The sequence below is a fragment of the Citrobacter sp. Cpo037 genome (assembly GCF_030332945.1).
Taxonomy (GTDB): domain Bacteria; phylum Pseudomonadota; class Gammaproteobacteria; order Enterobacterales; family Enterobacteriaceae; genus Citrobacter; species Citrobacter portucalensis.
Genome location: NZ_JAOWGW010000046.1, coordinates 191864 through 212593 on the forward strand (window position 1 = coordinate 191864; position 20730 = coordinate 212593).

At 51.5% G+C, this 20730-nt stretch carries 21 protein-coding genes; 8 read left to right on the forward strand and 13 right to left on the reverse strand.

The window, feature by feature from the left end:
• Positions 1–19: 19 nt before the first annotated feature.
• From OGX94_RS06890 to OGX94_RS06910, 5 genes are all read right to left on the reverse strand, one after another.
• Positions 20–826, reverse strand: a complete 807-nt coding sequence (locus OGX94_RS06890; protein WP_257661967.1) for an ABC transporter permease — start codon at positions 824–826, stop codon at positions 20–22.
• Complete coding sequence (locus OGX94_RS06895; protein ID WP_003833133.1) at positions 816–1760, reverse strand: ABC transporter permease; 945 nt, start codon at positions 1758–1760, stop codon at positions 816–818. Before OGX94_RS06895 ends, OGX94_RS06890 begins: the two co-directional genes overlap by 11 nt.
• A complete protein-coding gene (locus OGX94_RS06900) occupies positions 1761–2777 on the reverse strand; it encodes an ABC transporter ATP-binding protein (protein ID WP_063940776.1) in 1017 nt (338 codons plus the stop codon).
• Positions 2778–2793: 16 nt separating this feature from the next.
• A complete protein-coding gene (ydcS, locus tag OGX94_RS06905) occupies positions 2794–3939 on the reverse strand; it encodes a putative ABC transporter substrate-binding protein YdcS (protein ID WP_008784842.1) in 1146 nt (381 codons plus the stop codon).
• A gap of 327 nt (positions 3940–4266) precedes the next feature.
• The gene (locus tag OGX94_RS06910; RefSeq protein WP_148361941.1) at positions 4267–5676 is read right to left on the reverse strand and encodes an aminotransferase-like domain-containing protein; all 1410 of its coding nucleotides are present in this window, start codon (positions 5674–5676) and stop codon (positions 4267–4269) included.
• Positions 5677–5986: 310 nt separating this feature from the next.
• Between OGX94_RS06910 and OGX94_RS06915 the strand changes: the two genes are divergently transcribed.
• The 4 genes from OGX94_RS06915 (at position 5987) to OGX94_RS06930 (ending at position 8947) form a co-directional block, all read left to right on the forward strand.
• Positions 5987–7390: a cytochrome ubiquinol oxidase subunit I gene (locus OGX94_RS06915; protein ID WP_126318004.1), complete on the forward strand. Its 1404-nt coding sequence runs from the start codon at positions 5987–5989 to the stop codon at positions 7388–7390.
• A complete protein-coding gene (gene cydB / locus OGX94_RS06920) occupies positions 7390–8400 on the forward strand; it encodes a cytochrome d ubiquinol oxidase subunit II (RefSeq protein ID WP_111465540.1) in 1011 nt (336 codons plus the stop codon). Before OGX94_RS06915 ends, cydB begins: the two co-directional genes overlap by 1 nt.
• Positions 8400–8525, forward strand: a complete 126-nt coding sequence (locus OGX94_RS06925; RefSeq protein ID WP_003020230.1) for a DUF2474 domain-containing protein — start codon at positions 8400–8402, stop codon at positions 8523–8525. The genes cydB and OGX94_RS06925 overlap by 1 nt, the downstream gene beginning before the upstream one ends.
• 191 nt (positions 8526–8716) lie before the next feature.
• On the forward strand, positions 8717–8947 hold the full coding sequence (locus OGX94_RS06930; protein WP_003020233.1) for a DUF2554 family protein: 231 nt from the start codon (positions 8717–8719) through the stop codon (positions 8945–8947).
• Positions 8948–8950: 3 nt separating this feature from the next.
• Here OGX94_RS06930 and rlhA read toward each other — a convergent pair whose 3' ends face one another.
• A complete protein-coding gene (gene rlhA, locus OGX94_RS06935) occupies positions 8951–10912 on the reverse strand; it encodes a 23S rRNA 5-hydroxycytidine C2501 synthase (RefSeq protein ID WP_257661966.1) in 1962 nt (653 codons plus the stop codon).
• 79 nt (positions 10913–10991) lie between these two features.
• Positions 10992–11528: a helix-turn-helix domain-containing protein gene (locus OGX94_RS06940; protein ID WP_071446326.1), complete on the reverse strand. Its 537-nt coding sequence runs from the start codon at positions 11526–11528 to the stop codon at positions 10992–10994.
• A 105-nt stretch (positions 11529–11633) separates the two neighbouring features.
• Here OGX94_RS06940 and OGX94_RS06945 point away from each other — a divergent pair, with 105 nt between their 5' ends.
• A complete protein-coding gene (locus tag OGX94_RS06945; protein WP_126317998.1) occupies positions 11634–12800 on the forward strand; it encodes a benzoate/H(+) symporter BenE family transporter in 1167 nt (388 codons plus the stop codon).
• Here the strand turns inward: OGX94_RS06945 and OGX94_RS06950 are convergent.
• Positions 12783–13652 carry an AraC family transcriptional regulator gene (locus OGX94_RS06950; protein ID WP_257661965.1) on the reverse strand — a complete coding sequence of 290 codons (870 nt, stop codon included), beginning with the start codon at positions 13650–13652 and terminating at the stop codon, positions 12783–12785. The genes OGX94_RS06945 and OGX94_RS06950 overlap by 18 nt on opposite strands.
• A gap of 184 nt (positions 13653–13836) precedes the next feature.
• Here OGX94_RS06950 and OGX94_RS06955 point away from each other — a divergent pair, with 184 nt between their 5' ends.
• A complete protein-coding gene (locus OGX94_RS06955) occupies positions 13837–14745 on the forward strand; it encodes a DMT family transporter (RefSeq protein ID WP_003833155.1) in 909 nt (302 codons plus the stop codon).
• A 37-nt stretch (positions 14746–14782) separates the two neighbouring features.
• Here OGX94_RS06955 and OGX94_RS06960 read toward each other — a convergent pair whose 3' ends face one another.
• The 3 genes from OGX94_RS06960 to tehA all read right to left on the reverse strand — a co-directional run bounded on the left by OGX94_RS06960 (position 14783) and on the right by tehA (position 17210).
• The gene (locus OGX94_RS06960) at positions 14783–15457 is read right to left on the reverse strand and encodes a DUF3313 domain-containing protein (protein WP_003833157.1); all 675 of its coding nucleotides are present in this window, start codon (positions 15455–15457) and stop codon (positions 14783–14785) included.
• Positions 15458–15612: 155 nt separating this feature from the next.
• Positions 15613–16209 (reverse strand): tellurite resistance methyltransferase TehB, encoded by a 597-nt coding sequence (gene tehB / locus OGX94_RS06965; protein ID WP_003833160.1) that lies wholly within the window; start codon positions 16207–16209, stop codon positions 15613–15615.
• Positions 16209–17210, reverse strand: coding sequence for a dicarboxylate transporter/tellurite-resistance protein TehA (gene tehA / locus OGX94_RS06970; RefSeq protein WP_003833162.1), 1002 nt, complete (start codon positions 17208–17210; stop codon positions 16209–16211). Before tehA ends, tehB begins: the two co-directional genes overlap by 1 nt.
• A 113-nt stretch (positions 17211–17323) precedes the next feature.
• Between tehA and ydcK the strand changes: the two genes are divergently transcribed.
• Positions 17324–18304 (forward strand): YdcK family protein, encoded by a 981-nt coding sequence (gene ydcK / locus OGX94_RS06975; protein WP_257661964.1) that lies wholly within the window; start codon positions 17324–17326, stop codon positions 18302–18304.
• Here ydcK and rimL read toward each other — a convergent pair.
• Positions 18296–18841, reverse strand: coding sequence for a 50S ribosomal protein L7/L12-serine acetyltransferase (rimL, locus tag OGX94_RS06980; RefSeq protein WP_148361937.1), 546 nt, complete (start codon positions 18839–18841; stop codon positions 18296–18298). The genes ydcK and rimL overlap by 9 nt on opposite strands.
• Before the next feature lie 218 nt (positions 18842–19059).
• Between rimL and alr the strand changes: the two genes are divergently transcribed.
• On the forward strand, positions 19060–20286 hold the full coding sequence (gene alr / locus OGX94_RS06985) for an alanine racemase (RefSeq protein ID WP_003833167.1): 1227 nt from the start codon (positions 19060–19062) through the stop codon (positions 20284–20286).
• Between the two features lie 66 nt (positions 20287–20352).
• On the opposite strand, the gene OGX94_RS06990 is transcribed toward alr, so the two are convergent.
• Positions 20353–20577 (reverse strand): HP1242/YdcH family protein, encoded by a 225-nt coding sequence (locus OGX94_RS06990; RefSeq protein WP_003833168.1) that lies wholly within the window; start codon positions 20575–20577, stop codon positions 20353–20355.
• Positions 20578–20730 lie beyond the last annotated feature (153 nt).

Here is a 20730-nt window from a genome sequence, read left to right on the forward strand (position 1 = left end):
CAATTTCCCATATCGTCGTTTATTTACCGTTTCCGGCGAGATTGTCGCCTTCACGCGTTAGCCACCAGGCCCCTAAAATTGGCAGTGTTGTCACCAGCATTACCAGCAATGCCACAACGTTGGTGACCGGCACATCCCGTGGACGACCCAATTGATTGAGCAGCCACAGAGGAAGTGTTCTTTCATGTCCGGCAGTGAACGTTGTCACGATGATTTCATCAAACGACAAGGCAAACGCCAGCATCCCCCCCGCCAGAAGTGCCGATGCCAGATTTGGCAGCACGACATAACGAAAGGTTTGCCAGCCATTGGCGCCAAGATCCATAGACGCTTCGACCAGACTCCATGAGGTACGGCGAAAACGCGCCACAACGTTGTTAAACACCACCACCACGCAAAACGTCGCATGGCCCACCACGATCGTGAGAAAACCCGGTTCCAGGTTGATGGTTTTAAACGCCGTCAACAGCGCAAGGCCGGTAATAATGCCCGGCAGCGCGATCGGCAACAGTAGCAACAGCGATATTGCACTTTTGCCAAAAAAATCCCTACGCCACAGCGCGGCCGCGGCCAGCGTCCCCAGAACAAGGGCAATAGCTGTGGACAACGCAGCGATCTTAAGTGACAACGTCACAGACTCCAGGATATCGCTACGCTGCGCAGCAACGCTAAACCACTTCAGCGTTAATCCCTGGGGTGGAAAACTAAAAGCAGCCTCCTCAGTATTAAAAGCATAGGTGGCGATGATGAGGATGGGAAAGTGCAGGAAAATAACCCCGCCCCATGCCGCCAGTTTGAGTAGCCAGGGTGCGCGTTCAGAGTGCATCGAAAGCTCCCAGACGCTTCACGAACGCCAGATACAGTGCGATTAACACAATCGGCACCAGAGTAAATGCCGCCGCCATCGGCATATTGCCGATCGCCCCTTGTTGCGAATACACCATGTTGCCGATGAAATAGCCCGGCGGTCCCACCAGTTGCGGCACAATAAAGTCACCCAACGTCAGAGAGAAGGTAAAGATCGAACCCGCTGCAATGCCCGGTATCGCCAATGGAAGCACCACATAGCGGAAGGTTTGACGCGGACGCGCGCCCAAATCAGCAGAAGCCTGTAACAGCGACGGCGGAAGTCTCTCCAGCGCGGCCTGTACCGGCAGGATCATAAACGGCAGCCAGATATAGACGAACACCAGGAAACGCCCTAACCCTGAAGTCGACAGCGTATTGCCGCCTACCGCAGGTAATGTCAGGAACGAAAGCAGCAACGGCTCCAGCCCAAGGTGGGTTAAAAACCACTGCGCCACGCCGTCTTTAGCCAACAGCAGCGTCCACGCATAGGCTTTAACGATGTAGCTGGCCCACATTGGCAACATTACGGCAATGTAAAAAAAAGCCTTCATTTTGCCGCTGGTATAGCGAGCCATATACCACGCCATCGGAAACGCCAGAATCGCGCTGGCGATGGTGACCGCTACCGCCATCGTCAGAGTGCGCAAAATGATGTCGTAGTTAGCGGGATTAAACAGCGCCTGCAAATTCGCCAGCGTCAGGTCTGGTGTGACCGACATGGTGAAATCGTCGAAGGTATAAAAACCTTGCCACAACAGTGTCAGTAATGAGCCAAAGTAGACGATGCCAAACCACATCAGCGGTCCGAGGAGCAGCAAAAACAGCCCCAGCCCCGGATTACGCCAGAAGTAACCTGAGATCCGATTCAGGTTGGTCGACTGTGGAGGCGAATGTAAGACGTTCATAGCCATTCACCTCTCCTCAACCAGCGGTACCATCACGTCGCGTGACCAGGATGCCATCACCTGCTGACCTGGCGACAACGTTGACGGTAGCATTTCGCCCGTCAGATTCGCCTGGCTAACCAGCAACTTTTCACCACCGGCCAGTTTTAGTTCAAACCGCGTCGCCGCCCCCTGATACTGCACCGCCTGGATAACACCCCTGGCCTGAACTTCTCCTCCGGTATCATTCAAGCGAATGTGTTCCGGACGCAGGGAGAACATCCCCTGTAGCCCGCAAACGTTCGCTGACATCGTGGCATCAAAGACATTGGACGTCCCGACGAAACTTGCCACAAACGGTGTCCGCGGACGCATGTACAGTTCGCGCGGAGAATCCACCTGTTCGATGCGACCGTTATTAAACACCGCCACACGATCGGACATCGACAGGGCTTCCCCCTGATCGTGAGTGACGAAAATGAAGGTGATACCAAGGGATTGCTGTAATTTCTTCAGCTCCAGCTGCATCTGCTCACGCAGTTTGAGATCCAATGCCCCGAGCGGTTCATCCAACAGCAGGACGCGCGGCTCATTGACCAGCGCCCGGGCAATCGCCACGCGCTGCCGCTGACCACCGGAAAGTTGCGACGGTTTGCGTTCATAAACAAAACCGAGCGCAACTTTATCCAACGCCTCTCGCGCTTTGGCGTGGCGCTGTTTTTTATCGATGCCTTTGACCATCAGCCCGTAAGCGACGTTGTCGAGAATCGACATATGCGGGAATAACGCGTAATCCTGAAATACCGTATTTACATCCCGCTCCCAGGGCGGCAATTCGCTGGCCTGTTTACCAAAAATAGTGATTGCGCCGCCTGACAGTTGTTCAAACCCAGCAATCAGGCGCAGACAGGTGGTCTTGCCGGAGCCGGATGGCCCCAGCATAGAGAAAAACTCACCGTCGTTAATCGCAATACTTACCCCATCAACTGCTCGAACATCCCCATACAAACGCGAGACGTTATGAAACTCCACTGCGTACGTCATAAAACCCCCAGCGGAATTAACGACCGCCCATAATGGCGATGTAATCCTGCGTCCAGCGACTGTAAGGAACGAATTTTCCACCTTCGGCAATCGGCGTTTTCCAGAAGGCAATTTTGTCGAAATAACTATAGCCGTTGGTTTCACAGCCTTTTTCACCCAGTAACGGGCTGGCTTTACAACCTTCAGGCACTACTGGCAGAGAACCAAACCAGGCCGCTACGTCGCCCTGTACTTTCGGGGTTAATGACCAGTTCATCCATTTGTAAGCACAAACCGGGTGTTTCGCTTCACTGTGCAGCATGGTGGTATCAGCCCATCCGGTAACCCCTTCTTTTGGGAAGACCGTGGCAATTGGCTGACCTTCGCCTTTCAAGGCGTTAGCCTGATAAGGCCAGGCGCTTGACGCTACCACGCCTTCGTTTTTGAAATCGCTCATTTGCACGGTGGTATCGTGCCAATAGCGATGGATCAGCGCGTGCTGATCGCTCAGGACTTTGATCACCGCCTGATACTGTTTTTCAGTGAGCTGATAGGGATCGGTAATACCCAACTGCGGCTGAGTGGCTTTAACGAATAACGCGGCATCGGCAATATAGATCGGGCCATCGTAGGCCTGAACGCGCCCTTTATTGCTTTTCCCATCCTCAAGTTTTTGCTCAACAAACACCACGCTCCAGCTATCCGGCGGCGTTGGGAAAATTTTGGTGTTATACATCAGCAGGTTTGGTCCCCACTGGTACGGTGTGCCATAAACTTTTCCGCCAACGTTAAACCATTCGCCTTTTACCACGCGTGGATCGATGGTTTTCCAGTTAGGGATCAGCGCGGTATTAATTGGCTGAACGCGTTTTCCCATAATCAGGCGCAGTGAGGCATCACCAGAAGCGGTAACCAGGTCGTAGCCGCCTTTTGCCATCAGGCTGACCATTTCATCAGATGTGGCTGCCGTTTTTACATTAACCGCGCAGCCGGTATCTTTCTCAAACTGTGAGACCCAGTCATATTGTTTATCGGTTTGCCCACGTTCGATATAACCCGGCCAGGCAATAATATCCAGGCGGCCTTCCGGTTTATCTAATGATGTGGGGGGTTCGGCTGCCTGCGCAGTCATCAGCGTCATACTGAGTGCGCACAGGCTACTGAGGGCAAACTGCTTGCTCATAACGTCTTACTCCTGTCTAAAAAATATTGAGCGGCAGCCTTGCCGTAAATATATGTCCTTTTCTAAAAATAGTCGGGGTGTTGTAAGCGTTCCTGCTGGCGCAAGGAAATTTAATCAGGTTGTGAGCTAACGCTCATTACGCTACAGACTCTGACCAGGGGGTAATCTTCTGGAGTATAGACAAGGAGTTAGACGCAGAGGTGGCAATAGCATTAACTATTGATATTTTGTATGGACGCACCCGATATAAATAATACCGTGGTTCGGCATTCACTATTTCGAAAATAAGAACACGCTATTCATTTATATTGAATAGCGCGTTATGGTTTATTTCATCATTTCACGAATTAATTTACCAAGCTGTTTTACGGCCTGCTCTTCGCGATCTCCCCAGTGCCATGCAGTATTAAAACGAAAAAAACGTGTCCAGCTTCCCGAGGTCGAGAACATTTTCCCCGGCGCAATACTGATGTGGTGTGCCAGCGCATGGGTACTGAGCACACCGGCATCAAGCGGTTCCGGCAGCTCCAGCCACAGAAAATAACCGCTGTCGTTGTGGTGAATTTTGACTTCCGCCGGAAGATGACGCAGCAGCGTTTGCCAGGCCTGTTGTTTACGTTCCGCCAGTTGCCGACGCAAGCGCCGCAGATGCGCGTCATAGCGCCGGGTTGAAAGATAATCAACAAGGGCAAGCTGCATGGGTGAACTGGTAGATAAGGTGCTCATTAGCTGGAGTCGCTGAATACGCCGGGCATGTTTCCCTGCTGCTACCCAGCCAATACGAAATCCTGGCACCAGGCACTTCGAGAAAGACGAACAATGCAGAACGCTGTCGGCGCGATCCCAGGCTTTGGCAGGCAACGGTTTTTCGCGGCCAAAATACAACTCGCTGTAAACATCATCTTCAATCAACATTACGTGGTATTTTTCCAGCAAGGCGACCAGACGCGCCTTTTTCTCTGCGCTGAGCGTAAAACCCAGTGGGTTTTGGCTGTTGGTCATTAGCCAGCAGGCTTTTACCGGGTACTCCTGCAACGCCTGCTCCAACGCAGCAAGATCGATCCCCTCTTTAACGTCGGTGGCCACCGACAACGCCTTCAGACGTAATCGTTCCAGGGCCTGCAACGCCCCGTAAAAACAGGGGTTTTCGACAATCACCCAGTCACCCGGTTCAGTGACCGCTTGCAGGCTCAGATTAAGGGCTTCCAGCGCGCCGGTGGTGATGACGATTTCATCAGGTGAAATGGTCATCCCCTGTTGAGCATAGCGACGGGCAATGGCATGACGCAGCTCAGCATTCCCCGGCGGCAGGTTTTCAATCACGCTCATGGCGGTGGCAGTTTTACTCACCTGCGCCAACGAGCGATTCAACTGCTGAAGTGGAAACAGCCGCGGGTCGGGGAATGCGGAGGCAAAGGGCATCACTGACGCATCCCGGCTGGCCTGCAACATATCAAAAATGTAGGTATTGATATCCACTGCTTCATCGCGCATGACCTGCACCTGCGGCGCAGCAAGTTCACGTTCGGGGCGCGCGGCGACATAATAACCAGACTGCGGTCGGGCAATAATCCGCCCCTGGCTTTCCAGCAACTGGTATGCGTGTCCGACGGTCATAAAACTCATGCCGCTGCTGACCACCTGCTCACGCAAAGATGGCAAGCGATCGCCCGGCTGCCATACGCCAGACGCAATTTGATCGCGAATTTGCTCTGCCAGTCGCTGGTATTTTTTCATTTTTCGTCCTGATTACCGGTGTCGGTGACAACCACTGTGTATATCAGTTTACATAATCAGGGTATTTTATTTAACTGTTATAGTTAACAGTTTTACAACATCGGTAATGACAGTTCTTTGCCTACGGCGCGTATTTCAAGAAGAGAACGCTATTCAATAACAGGAATCAAGCTTCCAGATTTCATATCAGCGAGTGCAACTTATAACAGCGCTGCAACTGTTATGGTTAAAAAGAACTGTTCTGTTTCTGCCTTCCATTGCTCCTCAGACTTAGAATTGCGCTAAATCAATTTTGCCTGCGGAGTTAAGCATGTTCGGTCTTGACGCGTTTCACCTGGCAAGGATCCAGTTCGCGTTTACGGTATCCTTTCACATCATCTTTCCGGCTATTACTATCGGACTCGCCAGTTATCTGGCTGTGCTTGAAGGGCTATGGCTAAAAACGAAAAACCCCACCTGGCGATCGCTTTACCATTTTTGGTCGAAAATATTCGCCGTAAATTTTGGTATGGGTGTCGTTTCCGGGCTGGTGATGGCTTATCAGTTCGGCACCAACTGGAGTGGTTTTTCCGAGTTCGCTGGGAGTATCACTGGGCCGTTACTGACCTATGAAGTATTAACCGCCTTCTTCCTCGAAGCGGGCTTCCTTGGGGTGATGTTGTTTGGCTGGAATCGGGTTGGTCCAGGGCTTCATTTCTTTGCCACCTGCATGGTCGCACTGGGTACCATTATTTCAACCTTCTGGATCCTCGCCTCCAACAGCTGGATGCAGACACCGCAAGGCTATGAAATAGTTAACGGCCAGGTCGTTCCCGTCGACTGGTTCGCCGTTATTTTCAATCCTTCATTCCCCTATCGTCTGCTGCATATGTCGGTTGCCGCCTTCCTGAGTAGCGCGTTGTTTGTTGCTGCCTCGGGGGCATGGCATTTGCTGCGCGGGAATAACACACCAGCAATTCGAGCGATGTTTTCGATGGCGCTGTGGATGACATTAATCGTCGCTCCACTGCAGGCCTTGATTGGCGATATGCACGGTTTGAATACGCTGAAGCATCAGCCGGCAAAAATTGCTGCGATTGAAGGACACTGGGAAAATCGCCCCGGTGAACCGACTCCGCTGCTGCTGTTCGGCTGGCCGGATATGGAGCAGGAACGCACCCGCTATGGGCTGGAAATCCCGGCGCTGGGCAGTCTGATCCTGACCCATAGTCTGGACAAACAGGTCCCGGCCCTAAAAGAGTTTCCTAAAGAAGACAGGCCCAACTCCACTATGGTGTTCTGGTCGTTTCGCATAATGGCCGGGCTAGGCATGCTGATGATCCTACTGGGTACTTTTGCCCTGTGGCTGCGCTATAAGCAGCGTTTATACACCTCACGCCCTTTTCTGCGCTTTGCCTTATGGATGGGCCCCTCCGGTCTGATTGCCATCCTTGCCGGTTGGGTGACCACTGAAGTTGGCCGTCAGCCGTGGGTGGTTTACGGTCTGCAACGTACGGCGGATGCGGTCTCTGCACATGGCGATTTACATATGAGCATCAGCCTGCTGTCCTTCTTTGTGGTGTACAGCTCAGTATTTGGCGTGGGTTACAGCTACATGATCCGCCTGATCCGTAAAGGGCCACAGGAAGATGACCCGACCATTCCGCCGACAGGCACACCTGCACGGCCGCTTTCAGCCGCCGTCCTCGATTCTCAACCGGAGGCACATCGCTAATGGGTATCGATTTATCAGTTATCTGGTTTGTGATTATCGTCTTCGCCACGCTGATGTATATCGTGATGGACGGTTTTGATCTCGGGATTGGCATTTTATTCCCAGCGATTCAGGACGCTGACGATCGCGATGTGATGGTCAACAGCGTCGCCCCGGTATGGGACGGCAATGAAACCTGGCTGGTGTTGGGCGGAGCCGGATTATTCGGCGCTTTCCCCCTGGCCTATGCGGTGATTGTCGATGCGCTGACGATCCCGTTGACCCTGATGCTAATCGGCCTGATTTTTCGCGGCGTCGCGTTCGAGTTTCGCTTCAAAGCCACACCTGCGCACCGACCATTCTGGGATAAAGCCTTTCTCGGCGGTTCAATCCTCGCGACATTCACGCAAGGTGTCGTGGTGGGTGCCGTACTCAACGGATTCTCCGTTACCGGACGCAGCTACAGCGGCGGTCCTTTCGACTGGTTGACCCCGTTCACGTTGTTCTGCGGCGTTGGTCTGGTCGTGGCTTACGCCCTGCTGGGGGCGACATGGCTGGTGATGAAAAGCGAAAATCCGTTGCAGGATAAAATGCGCAGTGTGGCCAAAAAACTGCTGCTGGCAATGTTGGTTGTGATTGCCATTATCAGCCTGTGGACACCACTGGCACATAGCGCGATTGCCGAGCGTTGGTTTAGCCTGCCCAACCTGTGGTTCCTGATGCCGGTTCCGCTGCTGGTTGCGCTTATCAGTCTCTGGCTGTGGCGTTCGCTGGGGCAACATAACTGCCATACGCTGCCTTTTGTATTAACGCTGGGGCTGATTTTTCTCGGGTTTAGCGGGCTGGGGATCAGTATCTGGCCACATATCATTCCACCGTCTATTACGCTCTGGCAGGCGGCGGCTCCGGCACAAAGTCAGGGCTTTATGTTGGTTGGCGCACTGCTGATTATCCCGATAATCCTGGTGTACACCTTCTGGAGCTACTACGTTTTCCGCGGCAAAGTTCAACATGGTGAGGGGTATCATTGATGCAACAAACAATCTGGAAACGCCTGATGTGGCTGGTGATCCTCTGGGGCGGCAGCGTGCTGGCCCTCGCCGCAGTCGGCATGTTCTTTCGTCTCCTGATGACGGCCGCCGGATTTAAGTCCTGAATCTCGCCCTGATCACACCCGGTCAGCGCGCTGCACTGCCCGGGTGTTACAAATCCCAACATCGACTAAACAAAAATGTAAAAAACATCGAAATGGCAAAACAGAGATTGTCATTAACTCGATTAAAATATTGAATAGTCACCTGGCGAAATTATCGCCAATTCCGCAGCTAACGTACCAGAGGGTGCATGATGTTTAAGAAAGGGTTAACGGTGTTATTGCTGGCCAGCGCGCTTTTTTCCGGTCAACTTTTCGCTACTAATCAGGGACATGAATATCTTCAGGTGCAGGATGCCGATCATTTACTACGACACACGGCCGACAGCGATGAGTTGCGAGTGACGGCGGAAGAATCCGCCGCCGATCTTCGTGAACACCATCACTGGCAAAAATCACGCAAACCCGATACACATCTGAGCTAACGATTAACCTTTGCGCTTCGGCAGTGTCTTCATCAGTTCTTCTGGACTGACCGAAGCCACGACGCTGCCGGGCAACGGCATCTTCAGAATGTGATGTTTCATCTTGCCGATCACGTGCATTTCGCACGGTCGGCAATCAAATTTCAGCGTCAGGACTTCATCGCCGTTAACCAGTTGCATCGGTGTTGCTTTCCAGCTTTTGATGTTACCTTTCGCCTGTTTCGGGCACAGGTTAAAGGCGAAACGCAGGCAATGTTTGGTGATCATCACCGGCACTTCGCCCTTTTCTTCATGCGCTTCATAAGCGGCATCAATCAACTGAACGCCATAACGGTGATAAAACTCACGCGCTTTTTGGTTGTAGACGTTAGCCAGGAAACTCAAGTGCGTTTGCGGATAAACCGGCGCTGGCTGAGATACCGGTTTGCGGCTACCGCGCTGATAGCTTTGCAGGCGCGCTGCATCCAGCATATCAACGGCTTCACGTCGTAACTGATTTAGTTGACCGTTTGGCACAAACAACGCGCCTGGCAGATTCACCTGAATATTGCGGGCGTAGTACATCGTCTGACCCAGTTTTGCCAGTCCATCCTGTAGGTTACTCAACGCTTTTTCCGCATTGTTCGCTTCCTCAAAATGGCCGTCCAACGTATGGGTGATACTCACGCCCTCTTCACTGGTGAGCGTCAGAATCAACTGCTCCTGCCAGCCGCCGAGCTCAATATCGATCGCAACACGGCGTTCGCTGGAGGTTTTGGTTAACGCTTGCTGCCAGTTATGATCGAGGTTGCGATTCAGCGGATGATGCGGACGCACTTTGTGCAGATCGGCAGGCATTTCATTCGGCCATACCCGATAACGATTGTTCCCCGTTTTTTCCACGGTGTTGGCGCGGAATCCGACAACCTCACGTTTGATTAACACGTTCAGGCCATCGCCGTTTGCCAGCGGTTCAGTCACCTCAACATCGAGATGATCTTTCGCCACCTTCAGGACTTCGCCGACCGGCAAACCGATAAACTTTGGCGAGTCGAATGCGCCGATATCCCCTTTACGGGCATTCACAAAATAATCGGTGCTGCCGCGATGGAAGGTTTTCTCTGTGGATGGGATAAAGAAATGTTCGGTACGTCCCGCTGATGAACGGGCCAGATCGCCGCGTTCTTCAATGATGGCGTCGAGCATCTGGCGATAATGCGCGGTAATATTCTTCACATAACTCATGTCCTTATAGCGCCCTTCAATTTTGAAGGAACGCACACCTGCGTCAATCAACGCACCCAGGTTGGCGGTCTGATCGTTATCTTTCATCGACAGCAGATGTTTTTCATAGGACACCACGCGCCCCTGATCGTCTTTCAGGGTATACGGCAGACGGCAAGCCTGGGAACAGTCGCCGCGGTTAGCGCTGCGTCCGGTTTGTGCATGTGAAATATAACACTGTCCTGAATAGGCAACGCACAGCGCACCGTGAATGAAAAACTCAATGGTCGCATCGGTAGCCTGATGGATAGCGTTAATCTGCTCAAGGCTCAGTTCGCGCGCCAGCACAATCTGGGTGAATCCCACATCAGATAGAAATTTCGCCTTCTCAACGCTGCGAATATCGCACTGGGTGCTGGCGTGCAGTTCAATCGGGGGAATATCCAGTTCAAGAATCCCCATATCCTGCACGATCAGGGCATCAACGCCGGTCTGATACAGATCGGTAATTAACCGTTGTGCGGGCTCCAGCTCATCATCATGCAAGATCGTGTTTAGCGTCACAAAGATTTTTGCCCCGTAACGATGGGCAAAAGGCACTAATTCGGCAATATCTTTCAGGCTATTGCTGGCGTTATGACGCGCGCCAAAACCTGGTCCACCAATGTAAACGGCGTCTGCGCCGTGCAAAATGGCTTCGCGCGCAATGGCGGTATCCCGAGCCGGGCTTAACAATTCAAGGTGATGAGGCTGCTGGCGCATACAGTTGTTACCATCCACAAGCGGTAAAAATGGCGGTTATTGTAGTCACAAGCGCGGCGTTTCGGAATAGTTTTCCCGATTAACCGCGTGGGTAATGGATCAGCGAGTGAAAATGAACCGTTTGCTCGCTACTGTTACGGTAGCTATGTGCCGTATCTCCGGCGAAACGGACACCCTCACCGGATTTAAAGGTGCGCCACTGCCCCTCAATACACATATCCAGCAGACCACTAATCACCACCACGTGCTCAATTACGCCCGTTTCATGCGGAGTAGATTCACTGAGCGCGCCGGGTGCCAGCAGTATCGAAAAATGATCGAAGCACAGTTGCGGATCCCACGGGAACAACGGCGTGACGACCATCGCCTGCTGCTGGGGATCGAATGTTAGCGTGCCGTCTGACTCTGGTGGTGAAATAAACGTTGAAAACGGGACGTTCAGTCCAGTGGCAATTTTCCACAATGTTGCCACCGTTGGACTGGATTCGTTGCGCTCAATCTGCCCCAGCATCGCTTTTGAGACGCCAGTTTCCTCCGCCAGACGCGAAAGGCTCCATTCACGCTGGTGACGTAGCGTCTTGAGCGTTGTGGCCAGATAGTGGGTTAAGTTGTCCATTTTTCTCCTTCGTCGCTCTCCTTTCTCGGGGCTACAGCTTAGCACTTGTACGCTATAACGCACAGTGCTACAGTAACTGACCGTTATAACGCACGCGGAGTTGCTATGCGCACATTTTCCATCCCCCTGCCTACAGTTTTGTCGGGTTTTGTGGCGGTCCTGGTCGGCTACGCCAGTTCAGCGGCCATTATCTGGCAAGCGGCGCTCGCCGCAGGTGCGACGACCGGACAAATCGCAGGCTGGATGACCGCACTTGGGCTAGCAATGGGGGTCAGTACGCTGGCGCTGACATTGTGGTATCGCGCCCCTGTACTCACCGCATGGTCAACGCCTGGTGCCGCGCTGCTGGTGACGGGCCTGCAAGGGGTATCGATTCAGGATGCTATCGGTGTTTTTATCGTAGCTAATGCGTTGATTGTGCTGTGCGGTATAACCGGGCTGTTTGCTCGCCTGATGAAAATTATTCCCCACTCGCTGGCATCAGCCATGCTGGCCGGGATCTTGCTGCGTTTTGGTTTGCAGGCGTTCAATAGCCTGAACAGTGAGCTTATCTTGTGCGGCAGCATGCTGCTGGCGTGGTTAGTACTAAAAGTGATTGCCCCACGGTATGCCGTAATCGCCGCAATGTTGGTAGGCATAGCTATCGCCCTGGTTAAAGGTGACATTGTCACCGATGGTGTTAATCTGTCACCGGTGTTGCCAGCGTTTATTGCCCCACACTTTTCATTAGCCCACAGTATCAGCATTGCGCTACCGCTGTTTCTGGTTACTATGGCTTCGCAAAATGCCCCAGGTATTGCGACCATGAAAGCATCTGGATATTCGTTACCCGTTTCACCCCTGATTGTTTTTACGGGGCTGCTGGCACTGCTATTTTCGCCGTTTGGCGTCTATTCCATCTGCATCGCCGCCATAACCGCCGCAATTTGCCAAAGCCCCGAAGCCCATCCAGATGCAAATCGACGCTGGCTTGCCGCAGCGGCAGCGGGTGTCTTTTACATTCTGGCTGGAGTGTTTGGCGGTTCGGTCACAGGACTGATGGCAGCCCTCCCCGTAAGCTGGATCCAGATGCTTGCTGGTCTGGCATTACTCGGCACGATTAGCGGTAGTTTATTTCAAGCCTTACATAATGAAGCAGAACGCGATGCGGCCATCGTGACTTTTCTGGTTACGGCCAGTGGTCTGACGGTATTTGGCGTTGGGTCTGCATTCTGGGGGCTGGTCGTCGGCGGTATTTGCTACTCAGTGTTGACATTATTTCGCCGCGCGTAGCTGCGTTGGCGTTTTACCCGTCACTTGTTTAAACCGGTTACTGAAATGGCTCGCCGAACTGAACCCACAGGCCATTGCAATATCCGACAGGCTGCGTGATGAATAACAGACCAGTTGCTGCGCCAGCGCCATACGGCGTTGCATGACGTACTGATGAGGCGCCATATTCATCGACTGGCGAAACATTCTGGCAAAATGGAATTCACTTAGCGCTGCCTCGCTTGCCAGATCGCTCAACGTTATGGGATACGCCAGATGTGCTTCAATATAGGCCAGCACGTTGCGCAATGTGGCAGGCGCAAGCCCTCCGGTGACAACGGGAAGTCGCCATTGCACATTGCTGTAATGCTGGATCAGATGCGTTAACAGTAGTGAAGATGCCGCGCTAAGCGTGAGGTGATTGGCCGGTTGCTGCCAGTCGTTACCAAGCAAAAACTGACGGTAAACCGCCGTGATCCCCGGGTCACTGCCAAACGTATGCTCGTCCAGCGTGAAACTATAGGGGCTTTTGTCCCAAACTTTTTCACCCACTTCTCGCAAATGCGCGTCCGTACAATAGAGATGAACAAAGGAAAGATCGTCACGAATATCCCAACTGGACTCACTCTCTTTCGGCATCAGGCAAAAACGGTCTGGTCCCCCGCCATTCTTCCATCCTTCCGCCGTCTTGTGGTAACTCTCGTAACCATCTGCGATGTATAAACTGAGCGTATGGTGATCGCAATATTGGGTGATGGTATCGCGCTTGTTCGACCAGGCCGCCAGTTGGATCCCTGAATGTAACGCAACCGATTCATGCAGCACGGCATTATGTTTGCGCAAGTTTTCAAAGGCACCGTAGGGCTGAGACATACCATCACATTCAAAATAAGTTAGCAGGCTTTCAGTCTATATCAGCTACATATCGTTAACAGCTGCCTTTTCACTATTACGCTAAAAAAAGCGCAAGATTTTGCAAGTACACCGCAAGCCGATGAAAGTCTCCTGCATTCCGTCGTGACACAGTGTAAGTCTGACGACAAAAAGAGAGAGTTGTATGAACGCACTGTTGTACTGCCTGGTGGTGGTTATTTGGGGAACGACATGGATTGCGATTTATTTGCAGCAAGGTCCGGTTTCTGCACCGGTTTCTATCTTTTGGCGCTTCGCAGTTGCCAGCTCGGTGATGATAGTGATCCTGTTGCTAAGCGGTAAATTACGCAAACTGTCTGGCCGCGATCATCTGTTTTGTCTGTTACAGGGCGGATGCGTTTTTTGCTTTAACTTCTGGTGTTTTTATACGGCTGCGGCGTGGATTAATACCGGCCTGGAGTCGGTGATTTTCTCGATGGCCGTCCTGTTCAATGCAGTTAATAGCTTCATCTTTTTTGGGCAAAAACCACCGCTGCGCTTCTATATTGCAGCGGGTCTGGGACTGACGGGCATCGTGACTCTGTTTTGGCAGGATTTGCTCAACAGCGGGTTTAATCATTCACTGCTGCTGGGCATCGGTTTGAGCGCTCTGGGAACCTTCGGCTTCTCACTGGGCAATATGATCAGTCTGCGTCACCAGAAAAAAGGGTTAGAAGTGTTAACGACCAACAGCTGGGCCATGCTGTACGGCACATTGCTGATCGCGGCCATTGCGCTGGTGCGCGGCGACAACTTCACGCCACAGTGGACATTCAGCTATCTTAGCGCGCTGTTATATCTGGCTATTTTCGGCTCAGTGATTGCCTTTGGCGCTTATTTCACGCTGGTAGGTCGCATTGGTCCCAGTAAGGCGGCATACAGCACGCTGCTGTTCCCGCTGGTGGCGCTGACGTTGTCAACATTGTATGAAGGATACATCTGGCAAGTTAATGCGATTGCCGGATTGGTGTTGATCTTACTGGGAAATCTGGTGATGTTTGCCCGACCGGAAGCATTGATGGGTAAAATACTCTATCGTCGTCGTGTGGCATAAAAAAACGCACCATCCTGAGATGGTGCGTTCATCATTTTTATTGTGGTTTTTTGTTCACATCAAACATGGAGGCATCGGTCGCCATGTCATCAACAACTTTCTTCAACGTTTCGAACGCCATCGGCGTGCTTTCGTTGTTCAGGTCTTTACCTTCACCCTTACGTACAACTTTAATCACCGGTTTATTGGTCGCTGCATCAATCAACTCACCCTCGAAATAGAGGTTGGTATCCATGGTACGGTGACCCGTCGCCATTTGCGTTCCTGCAACGAGCAGTGCAACCGGGACCACTTCATAGAACTGCAGTCCTTCTTTGCTGGTCGCTACACCGGTAATCGCCCCGCGGAAAATCAGACTACGTGGCCCTGGGGTTGTAACCAGAGGTTTACGCTGACCGATCGCCGTTTTCAACTTCGTATTGGTATAGGTCAGTAATTGATCAAGAACCTGCTGCCCTACCTGCGTAGTAGGTTTAGGAACCGGATAATACGTTACCGGGTTATAAACAATGTTGTCATATTTGGATTCGTTGTAGCTCGGGTCAACCCAACGGAGTACCGTTTGTCCCGATGCTGATTTTGTTTCCTTCAGATCAGAGTAATTTTTTAAAAACCCAGAATATTTATCCGGCTCGGTCACTTTTGACGCACAGCCGGATAATGCCAACAAGCCAGTAAGCACTGCAACTTTAAATAAAGTTTGAGTACGCATGAAACGATCCCTTTAGTTTTCGCAATGATGCCTAAAAAGGATAGCAAAACAGTTTCATTTTGGATGTACTAAAAATGGTAAGCACCGCACAATTTTATCTCTGCGCTCAGCACAAAAAATGCTGAACGCAGAAAGAGTTAACCCAAACGGGAGGTTCAGGAAGTTTTGCGTGCCAGCATGGTGGCAAAGCGCAGTTTAATTCGATTACCGTTTTCATCTGTACGATGAAGTTCACCTACGTCTTCGTTATATTTCAGCAGATCCCACCCACTGTAATAGTTGCGTAATTCTCCGGTTTTAAACGCGAACGGAAAACCTACTGTGCACGGAAAATCATCAGTATCCATCGCTGCGACGATTAAGTTATATCCACCCGGTTTAGTACAACGTTGCATATTCTCAATAAGGCCAGGGATCGTTTTAGCTTCAAGGAACATCAGTACAACGGTAGAAAGAATAAAATCGTATTCACCCTCAAAACGTAACGCATTAAGGTCAGCGACCTTCGCGTTGAGGTTGGTCAGCCCCTCAGCCGCTTTGATGCGCTCAAGGTTAGCGATGCTCATTGGGTTTTTATCCCATGCGGTAACGTCATAGCCGTTTGCCGCCAGGTACAGGCTGTTTCGGCCGTTACCGCAGCCCAGATCTAACGTTTTACCTGGTGCAACCACTTTTGCCGCTTCAACGACATCGGAATGCGTACGGGTTAAATCATATTTTTCAGTAAAGTAGTTTTCGTCGCAAAGGGTCATTATTTATCCTCAGATTTCAGTAATGCAGCACGCTCCGTGCGGATGAGCAGTTTCCCCTGCATCAGCAATGCAAACGTACGTATCAGTAATAATGCAATGATAAAATTGGTAAAAATAAACAGTGGGATAGACAGAGTATGAAAAAATCCTGATTCACTGCCGTGTCCAAGATGCAATCCCGTTGTCGCCAACGCAGACACGCCAAACGAGAAGCTCCAGAAAGACGCATTAAATGGCTGTGACAAATACCACGGCATAAGGCGTAGCATGAACAGAAGTTGCAGCAGACCATAACCAAATAGCATTTTAGCTAACGTATCCCCCTCGCCGCCGTTGACGCTAAGCCAGGCGCTACAGGCGACCAGCGCGGGTGCCAACTGTATACCAAGTGAAGTACGTAAAACCGTCGGTAGTTCACCGCAGCTACGTAAACGCTGCAGAATCACCGGCTCCAGGCTAAGCCAGGAAAATACCCCGGCGCCCAAAAACACCAACCCGGCATCGTTGAACCCAAGTGCACCACAGGCCATGGCGCTGATAAAGTTATTGGCAACGGTCGGCAGATACAGACCCGGCGTGGTGGCCTCTTCCGGATGCTCGCCGCGCCACAGCCCTGCCGTTTGCCAGGCGGCGTACGCCAGCTGTATCACCACGCCAATGCTGAACAATCCTAGCGCCAGCGGTCGATACCAAGGTACAAAACCAATCGCGACCAGCATCGTTGTTGCTGGAAACAGACTGACAAAACTGCTCATCACCGGATGACGAATTTCCGCCAGTACGCTGTGCGGAAAACGTAGTAAGCGATTCACAAATGCCAGCGTCAGCAATCCCCAAATGACCATTGCGAGGATCACTAAGCCATCACCAATCCAGTGGCTCACCGGCCACACCTGGCTGGCGTAACGCCACGCAAATCCCATCCCGATGGTACCCAGTACCATGCCAAAATAACCGGCCGGAAGATTGAGGACCCGTTCACTCTGTTTGTTCTTACTCATTTTGTTTATTTTTTAAAGTATATTTGAAATGCATTTTATGGAATATCTGCCGGTTTAGCCAGTGCAGAAAACTTTGCTACGTTTAACTAAGGTGCGCAACATGGAAATGAGCTATGACCAAATACCGTCTAAGCGATGAATCTCGCTCCTTTAGTTACCTGGATAATGGCAATAAAAAAAGTGTATTACTACGCCAAATCATCGCACTCATTGATTTTAATGATGTTAGATCCGGTACGCTCGGTGGCTGGATTGATGATGAAAGCGTTCTGTCGCAAAGCGGTAATTGCTGGATATACGATGAGAATGCGCTCGCGTTTTCCGGCGCGACGATAACCGGAGACGCCCGTATTACACAGGCAAGCGTGGTCAGAGATGGCGCGCAGATTGGTGATGCCGTCTGGATTGACCGAGCAGAAATCAGCCATAACGCGCAAATACGTGACAACGTCACCGTTCGGGATTCTGTTGTTCGCGGCGAGTGCCTTCTCTGCGGTGATGCGCGCGTTGTGTGTGGCTCTGAAATCATCGCTGCCAGAGGGTTAACGCGTGAAAGCGACCAGCTCCTGCAAATTTACGATCGGGCGACCGTCAGCAATTCACGCGTGGTGCATCAGGTGCAGATCTATGGTGATGCGATGATCAACTATGCCTTTATAGAACATCGGGCTGAAGTTTTTGATTTTGCACGGATAGAAGGCAACGAAGAGAATAATGTCTGGATCTGCGATTGCGCCAAAGTCTATGGGCATGCACGCGTCATCGCCGGAACGGATGAAGACGCCATTCCTACCCTGCGCTACAGCTCGCAGGTGGCGGAACACGCGGTGGTTGAAGGTAACTGCGTGCTGAAACACCACGTGCTGGTTGGGGGGCATGCACAATTACGTGGCGGACCGCTACAGCTTGACGGTCACATCCTTATTGAAGGCTATGCCTGTATTCTGGGTGAAGTGCTGATCGAGCATCATATTGAGATAACCGATCAGGCCCAAGTTGAAGCCTTTGATGGCGATGCGATCCATCTGCGCGGGCCAAAAGTGATCAACGGCGAACAACGTATCACGCGCACCCCTATCGCCGGTTTATTCTGAAGAACCATCAATGATGCGGGCGTAGAGATTCACGTCATGGTAATCGCCATTAAGGAATTCCGCCTGTTGCATACATCCTTCCAGTCGGAAGCCATTGCGCAGTGCAACCTGGTTGCTCCTGACGTTATCTACACGACATTTAATCACGAAACGGCGAATCTCCTGGCGCTGCGCATAATGACGAATCATTGCCTGTAGCGCCTGAGACAAAATGCCTTTGCCCTGGTGCTCTTCGTCCAGCCAGTAACCAATATAAGCGGCTTTGTTCAGCGGCTCTATCTGGTTAAACGAGATAACGCCAGCCACCTCCCCTTGTTCGAAAATAAGGAACATTTTGGCGTAGCCGCGCTGGTGCAACATCATATTCCCCTGCACGTTTTTGCGCGTGTCGTCCTCAGATTCGACAAACTGCGGCCAGTTCAGTGACTGTTGGAGCCAGGTTTTATTTTTAAGCACCAACTGATGCAGAGGGGTGACGTGTTGTTCTTCTACCGCCCGCAGTTCCAGCGCGTCACTAACGATAATTATTTCTGACATGTTTATCTCCTTTGCGATCGTAAACGGGGCATTTCTGACTGGCAGTAGCCGATATTACTCTGTTTAGCACCGAGGATGTCTTATTTTTATGCTGTAACAGCAATCACTTAGAAAGAATCTCTGGCGTGGAACCCGTTACTCTGGTGATCCGGGTATCCCCTCATGGATAGACCGTAATGATGACAATAACACTTTCATTCTATTGCTAAGGAGCAAGCATGGCAGCACCTTTGGGTCGTTTAGCACTTATTCCGCTTTTACTGATTACCGCCTGTCACCAACCTGTTTCCACCACGCAAGCAGGCCCCGTTCCCTTTGCGGTCAATAAGCAACAGGTTGTGGATAATACCACGCTGGAAATTTCCCGCAGCGCGCTGGAATATAACATCCATAAAGTTCAGCAACTGCTGGGAGATAAAACCCGGATGTGCGCCATTCTTAAAGGCGACGCGTACGGCCACGATCTCTCACTGGTAACGCCGGTGATGATGCAAAACGGCGTGCAATGTATTGGCATCGCCAGTAACGAGGAAATCAGTACCGTTCGCCAGTCAGGCTATACATCGCAGCTCATGCGCGTGCGTAACGCGACGGAAAAAGAGATGCGCCAGGCGGCGGATTTCGATACCGAAGAGCTTATCGGTAATCTGGATATGGCTAAGCGTCTAAGTGCAATCGCTCAGGAGAAAGGTAAAACTATTCGTATCCATCTGGCGCTGAACTCTGGCGGTATGTCGCGTAACGGTCTGGAAGTCAGTACCGCCGCAGGTCTGGAAGAAGCACGCGCTATTTCCGCATTACCCGGCCTGAAAATTGTCGGCATCATGTCGCATTTCCCGGAAGAAGATGCGGCAGTGGTAAAACGCGATCTGGCCCGTTTCAATACGCAATCAGCCCAGGTATTGAAAATTACCGGGCTTAAGCGCGAAGATGTCACCCTGCATGTCGCGAATACGTTCGCTACCCTGACCGTTCCAGAATCCTGGCTCGACATGGTGCGTGTTGGCGGTATTTTCTATGGCGATACCATCGCCAGCACCGAATACAAACGCGTCATGACGTTTAAATCTGCCATCGCGTCGGTAAACCATTACCCCAAAGGAAACACCGTCGGGTATGACAGAACCTATACCCTTAAACGTGATTCCGTTCTGGCCAATATCCCGACAGGTTATGCCGATGGTTATCGCCGTGTGTTCAGTAATGCGGGGCACGTGCTGATCCGCGGCCAGCGGGTTCCGGTACTGGGTAAAACATCCATGAATACCGTGATCGTCGATGTAACCGATTTGCCGCAGGTTGCATCCGGTGATGAAGTGGTGCTGTTCGGTAAACAGGGAAATGCGCAGGTTAGTGCAGAAGAAGTCGAAGAAATTAGCGGCGCGTTGTTCACTGAAATGTCGATCCTCTGGGGGGCGACGAACAAACGCGTGATGGTCGATTAACACCTAAAACAGGAAGGGCTTCCGTTTCTCGCAGGAAGCCCTTTTACACAGCAAGCGCCGTTCTACTTAGCTCTCACTGACACTCTCTTTTTGCAATATTTTGAGCAGATCTTCCTTCAGGTGGAGTTTCTGTTTCTTAAGACGAACAATGTCCAAACTATACCCCCGACCATCCGAACCTTCCAGTCTGGAGATCTCATGATCAAGGCTGTTGTGTTTTTCGAATAAGGACAGAAAGCGAGGGTTCTCGGATTTCAGTCGGGAAATAAGGTCTCTGTATTCTGGAAACATACTTTCTCCCTGTTAGTGGACAAGAACGTGTATAAGAAATACACACCCACAGAGTACCCATTTGCTATACAGAAAAATGCGAACAGGATCGAGTAAATAGTGTACAGAGTCGTTACGAGGATGAATGCAGATACGGCTCCCCATCAGGAGAGC

What these genes read in the sequence shown, in the direction of transcription:
- OGX94_RS06890 (WP_257661967.1), bottom strand. Translation starts at nt 826, where the DNA reads ATGCACTCTGAACGCGCACCCTGGCTACTCAAACTGGCGGCATGGGGC.
- OGX94_RS06895 (WP_003833133.1), bottom strand. Translation starts at nt 1,760, where the DNA reads ATGGCTATGAACGTCTTACATTCGCCTCCACAGTCGACCAACCTGAAT.
- OGX94_RS06900 (WP_063940776.1), bottom strand. Translation starts at nt 2,777, where the DNA reads ATGACGTACGCAGTGGAGTTTCATAACGTCTCGCGTTTGTATGGGGAT.
- ydcS (WP_008784842.1), bottom strand. Translation starts at nt 3,939, where the DNA reads ATGAGCAAGCAGTTTGCCCTCAGTAGCCTGTGCGCACTCAGTATGACG.
- OGX94_RS06910 (WP_148361941.1), bottom strand. Translation starts at nt 5,676, where the DNA reads ATGAAAAAATACCAGCGACTGGCAGAGCAAATTCGCGATCAAATTGCG.
- OGX94_RS06915 (WP_126318004.1), top strand. Translation starts at nt 5,987, where the DNA reads ATGTTCGGTCTTGACGCGTTTCACCTGGCAAGGATCCAGTTCGCGTTT.
- cydB (WP_111465540.1), top strand. Translation starts at nt 7,390, where the DNA reads ATGGGTATCGATTTATCAGTTATCTGGTTTGTGATTATCGTCTTCGCC.
- OGX94_RS06925 (WP_003020230.1), top strand. Translation starts at nt 8,400, where the DNA reads ATGCAACAAACAATCTGGAAACGCCTGATGTGGCTGGTGATCCTCTGG.
- OGX94_RS06930 (WP_003020233.1), top strand. Translation starts at nt 8,717, where the DNA reads ATGTTTAAGAAAGGGTTAACGGTGTTATTGCTGGCCAGCGCGCTTTTT.
- rlhA (WP_257661966.1), bottom strand. Translation starts at nt 10,912, where the DNA reads ATGCGCCAGCAGCCTCATCACCTTGAATTGTTAAGCCCGGCTCGGGAT.
- OGX94_RS06940 (WP_071446326.1), bottom strand. Translation starts at nt 11,528, where the DNA reads ATGGACAACTTAACCCACTATCTGGCCACAACGCTCAAGACGCTACGT.
- OGX94_RS06945 (WP_126317998.1), top strand. Translation starts at nt 11,634, where the DNA reads ATGCGCACATTTTCCATCCCCCTGCCTACAGTTTTGTCGGGTTTTGTG.
- OGX94_RS06950 (WP_257661965.1), bottom strand. Translation starts at nt 13,652, where the DNA reads ATGTCTCAGCCCTACGGTGCCTTTGAAAACTTGCGCAAACATAATGCC.
- OGX94_RS06955 (WP_003833155.1), top strand. Translation starts at nt 13,837, where the DNA reads ATGAACGCACTGTTGTACTGCCTGGTGGTGGTTATTTGGGGAACGACA.
- OGX94_RS06960 (WP_003833157.1), bottom strand. Translation starts at nt 15,457, where the DNA reads ATGCGTACTCAAACTTTATTTAAAGTTGCAGTGCTTACTGGCTTGTTG.
- tehB (WP_003833160.1), bottom strand. Translation starts at nt 16,209, where the DNA reads ATGACCCTTTGCGACGAAAACTACTTTACTGAAAAATATGATTTAACC.
- tehA (WP_003833162.1), bottom strand. Translation starts at nt 17,210, where the DNA reads ATGAGTAAGAACAAACAGAGTGAACGGGTCCTCAATCTTCCGGCCGGT.
- ydcK (WP_257661964.1), top strand. Translation starts at nt 17,324, where the DNA reads ATGACCAAATACCGTCTAAGCGATGAATCTCGCTCCTTTAGTTACCTG.
- rimL (WP_148361937.1), bottom strand. Translation starts at nt 18,841, where the DNA reads ATGTCAGAAATAATTATCGTTAGTGACGCGCTGGAACTGCGGGCGGTA.
- alr (WP_003833167.1), top strand. Translation starts at nt 19,060, where the DNA reads ATGGCAGCACCTTTGGGTCGTTTAGCACTTATTCCGCTTTTACTGATT.
- OGX94_RS06990 (WP_003833168.1), bottom strand. Translation starts at nt 20,577, where the DNA reads ATGTTTCCAGAATACAGAGACCTTATTTCCCGACTGAAATCCGAGAAC.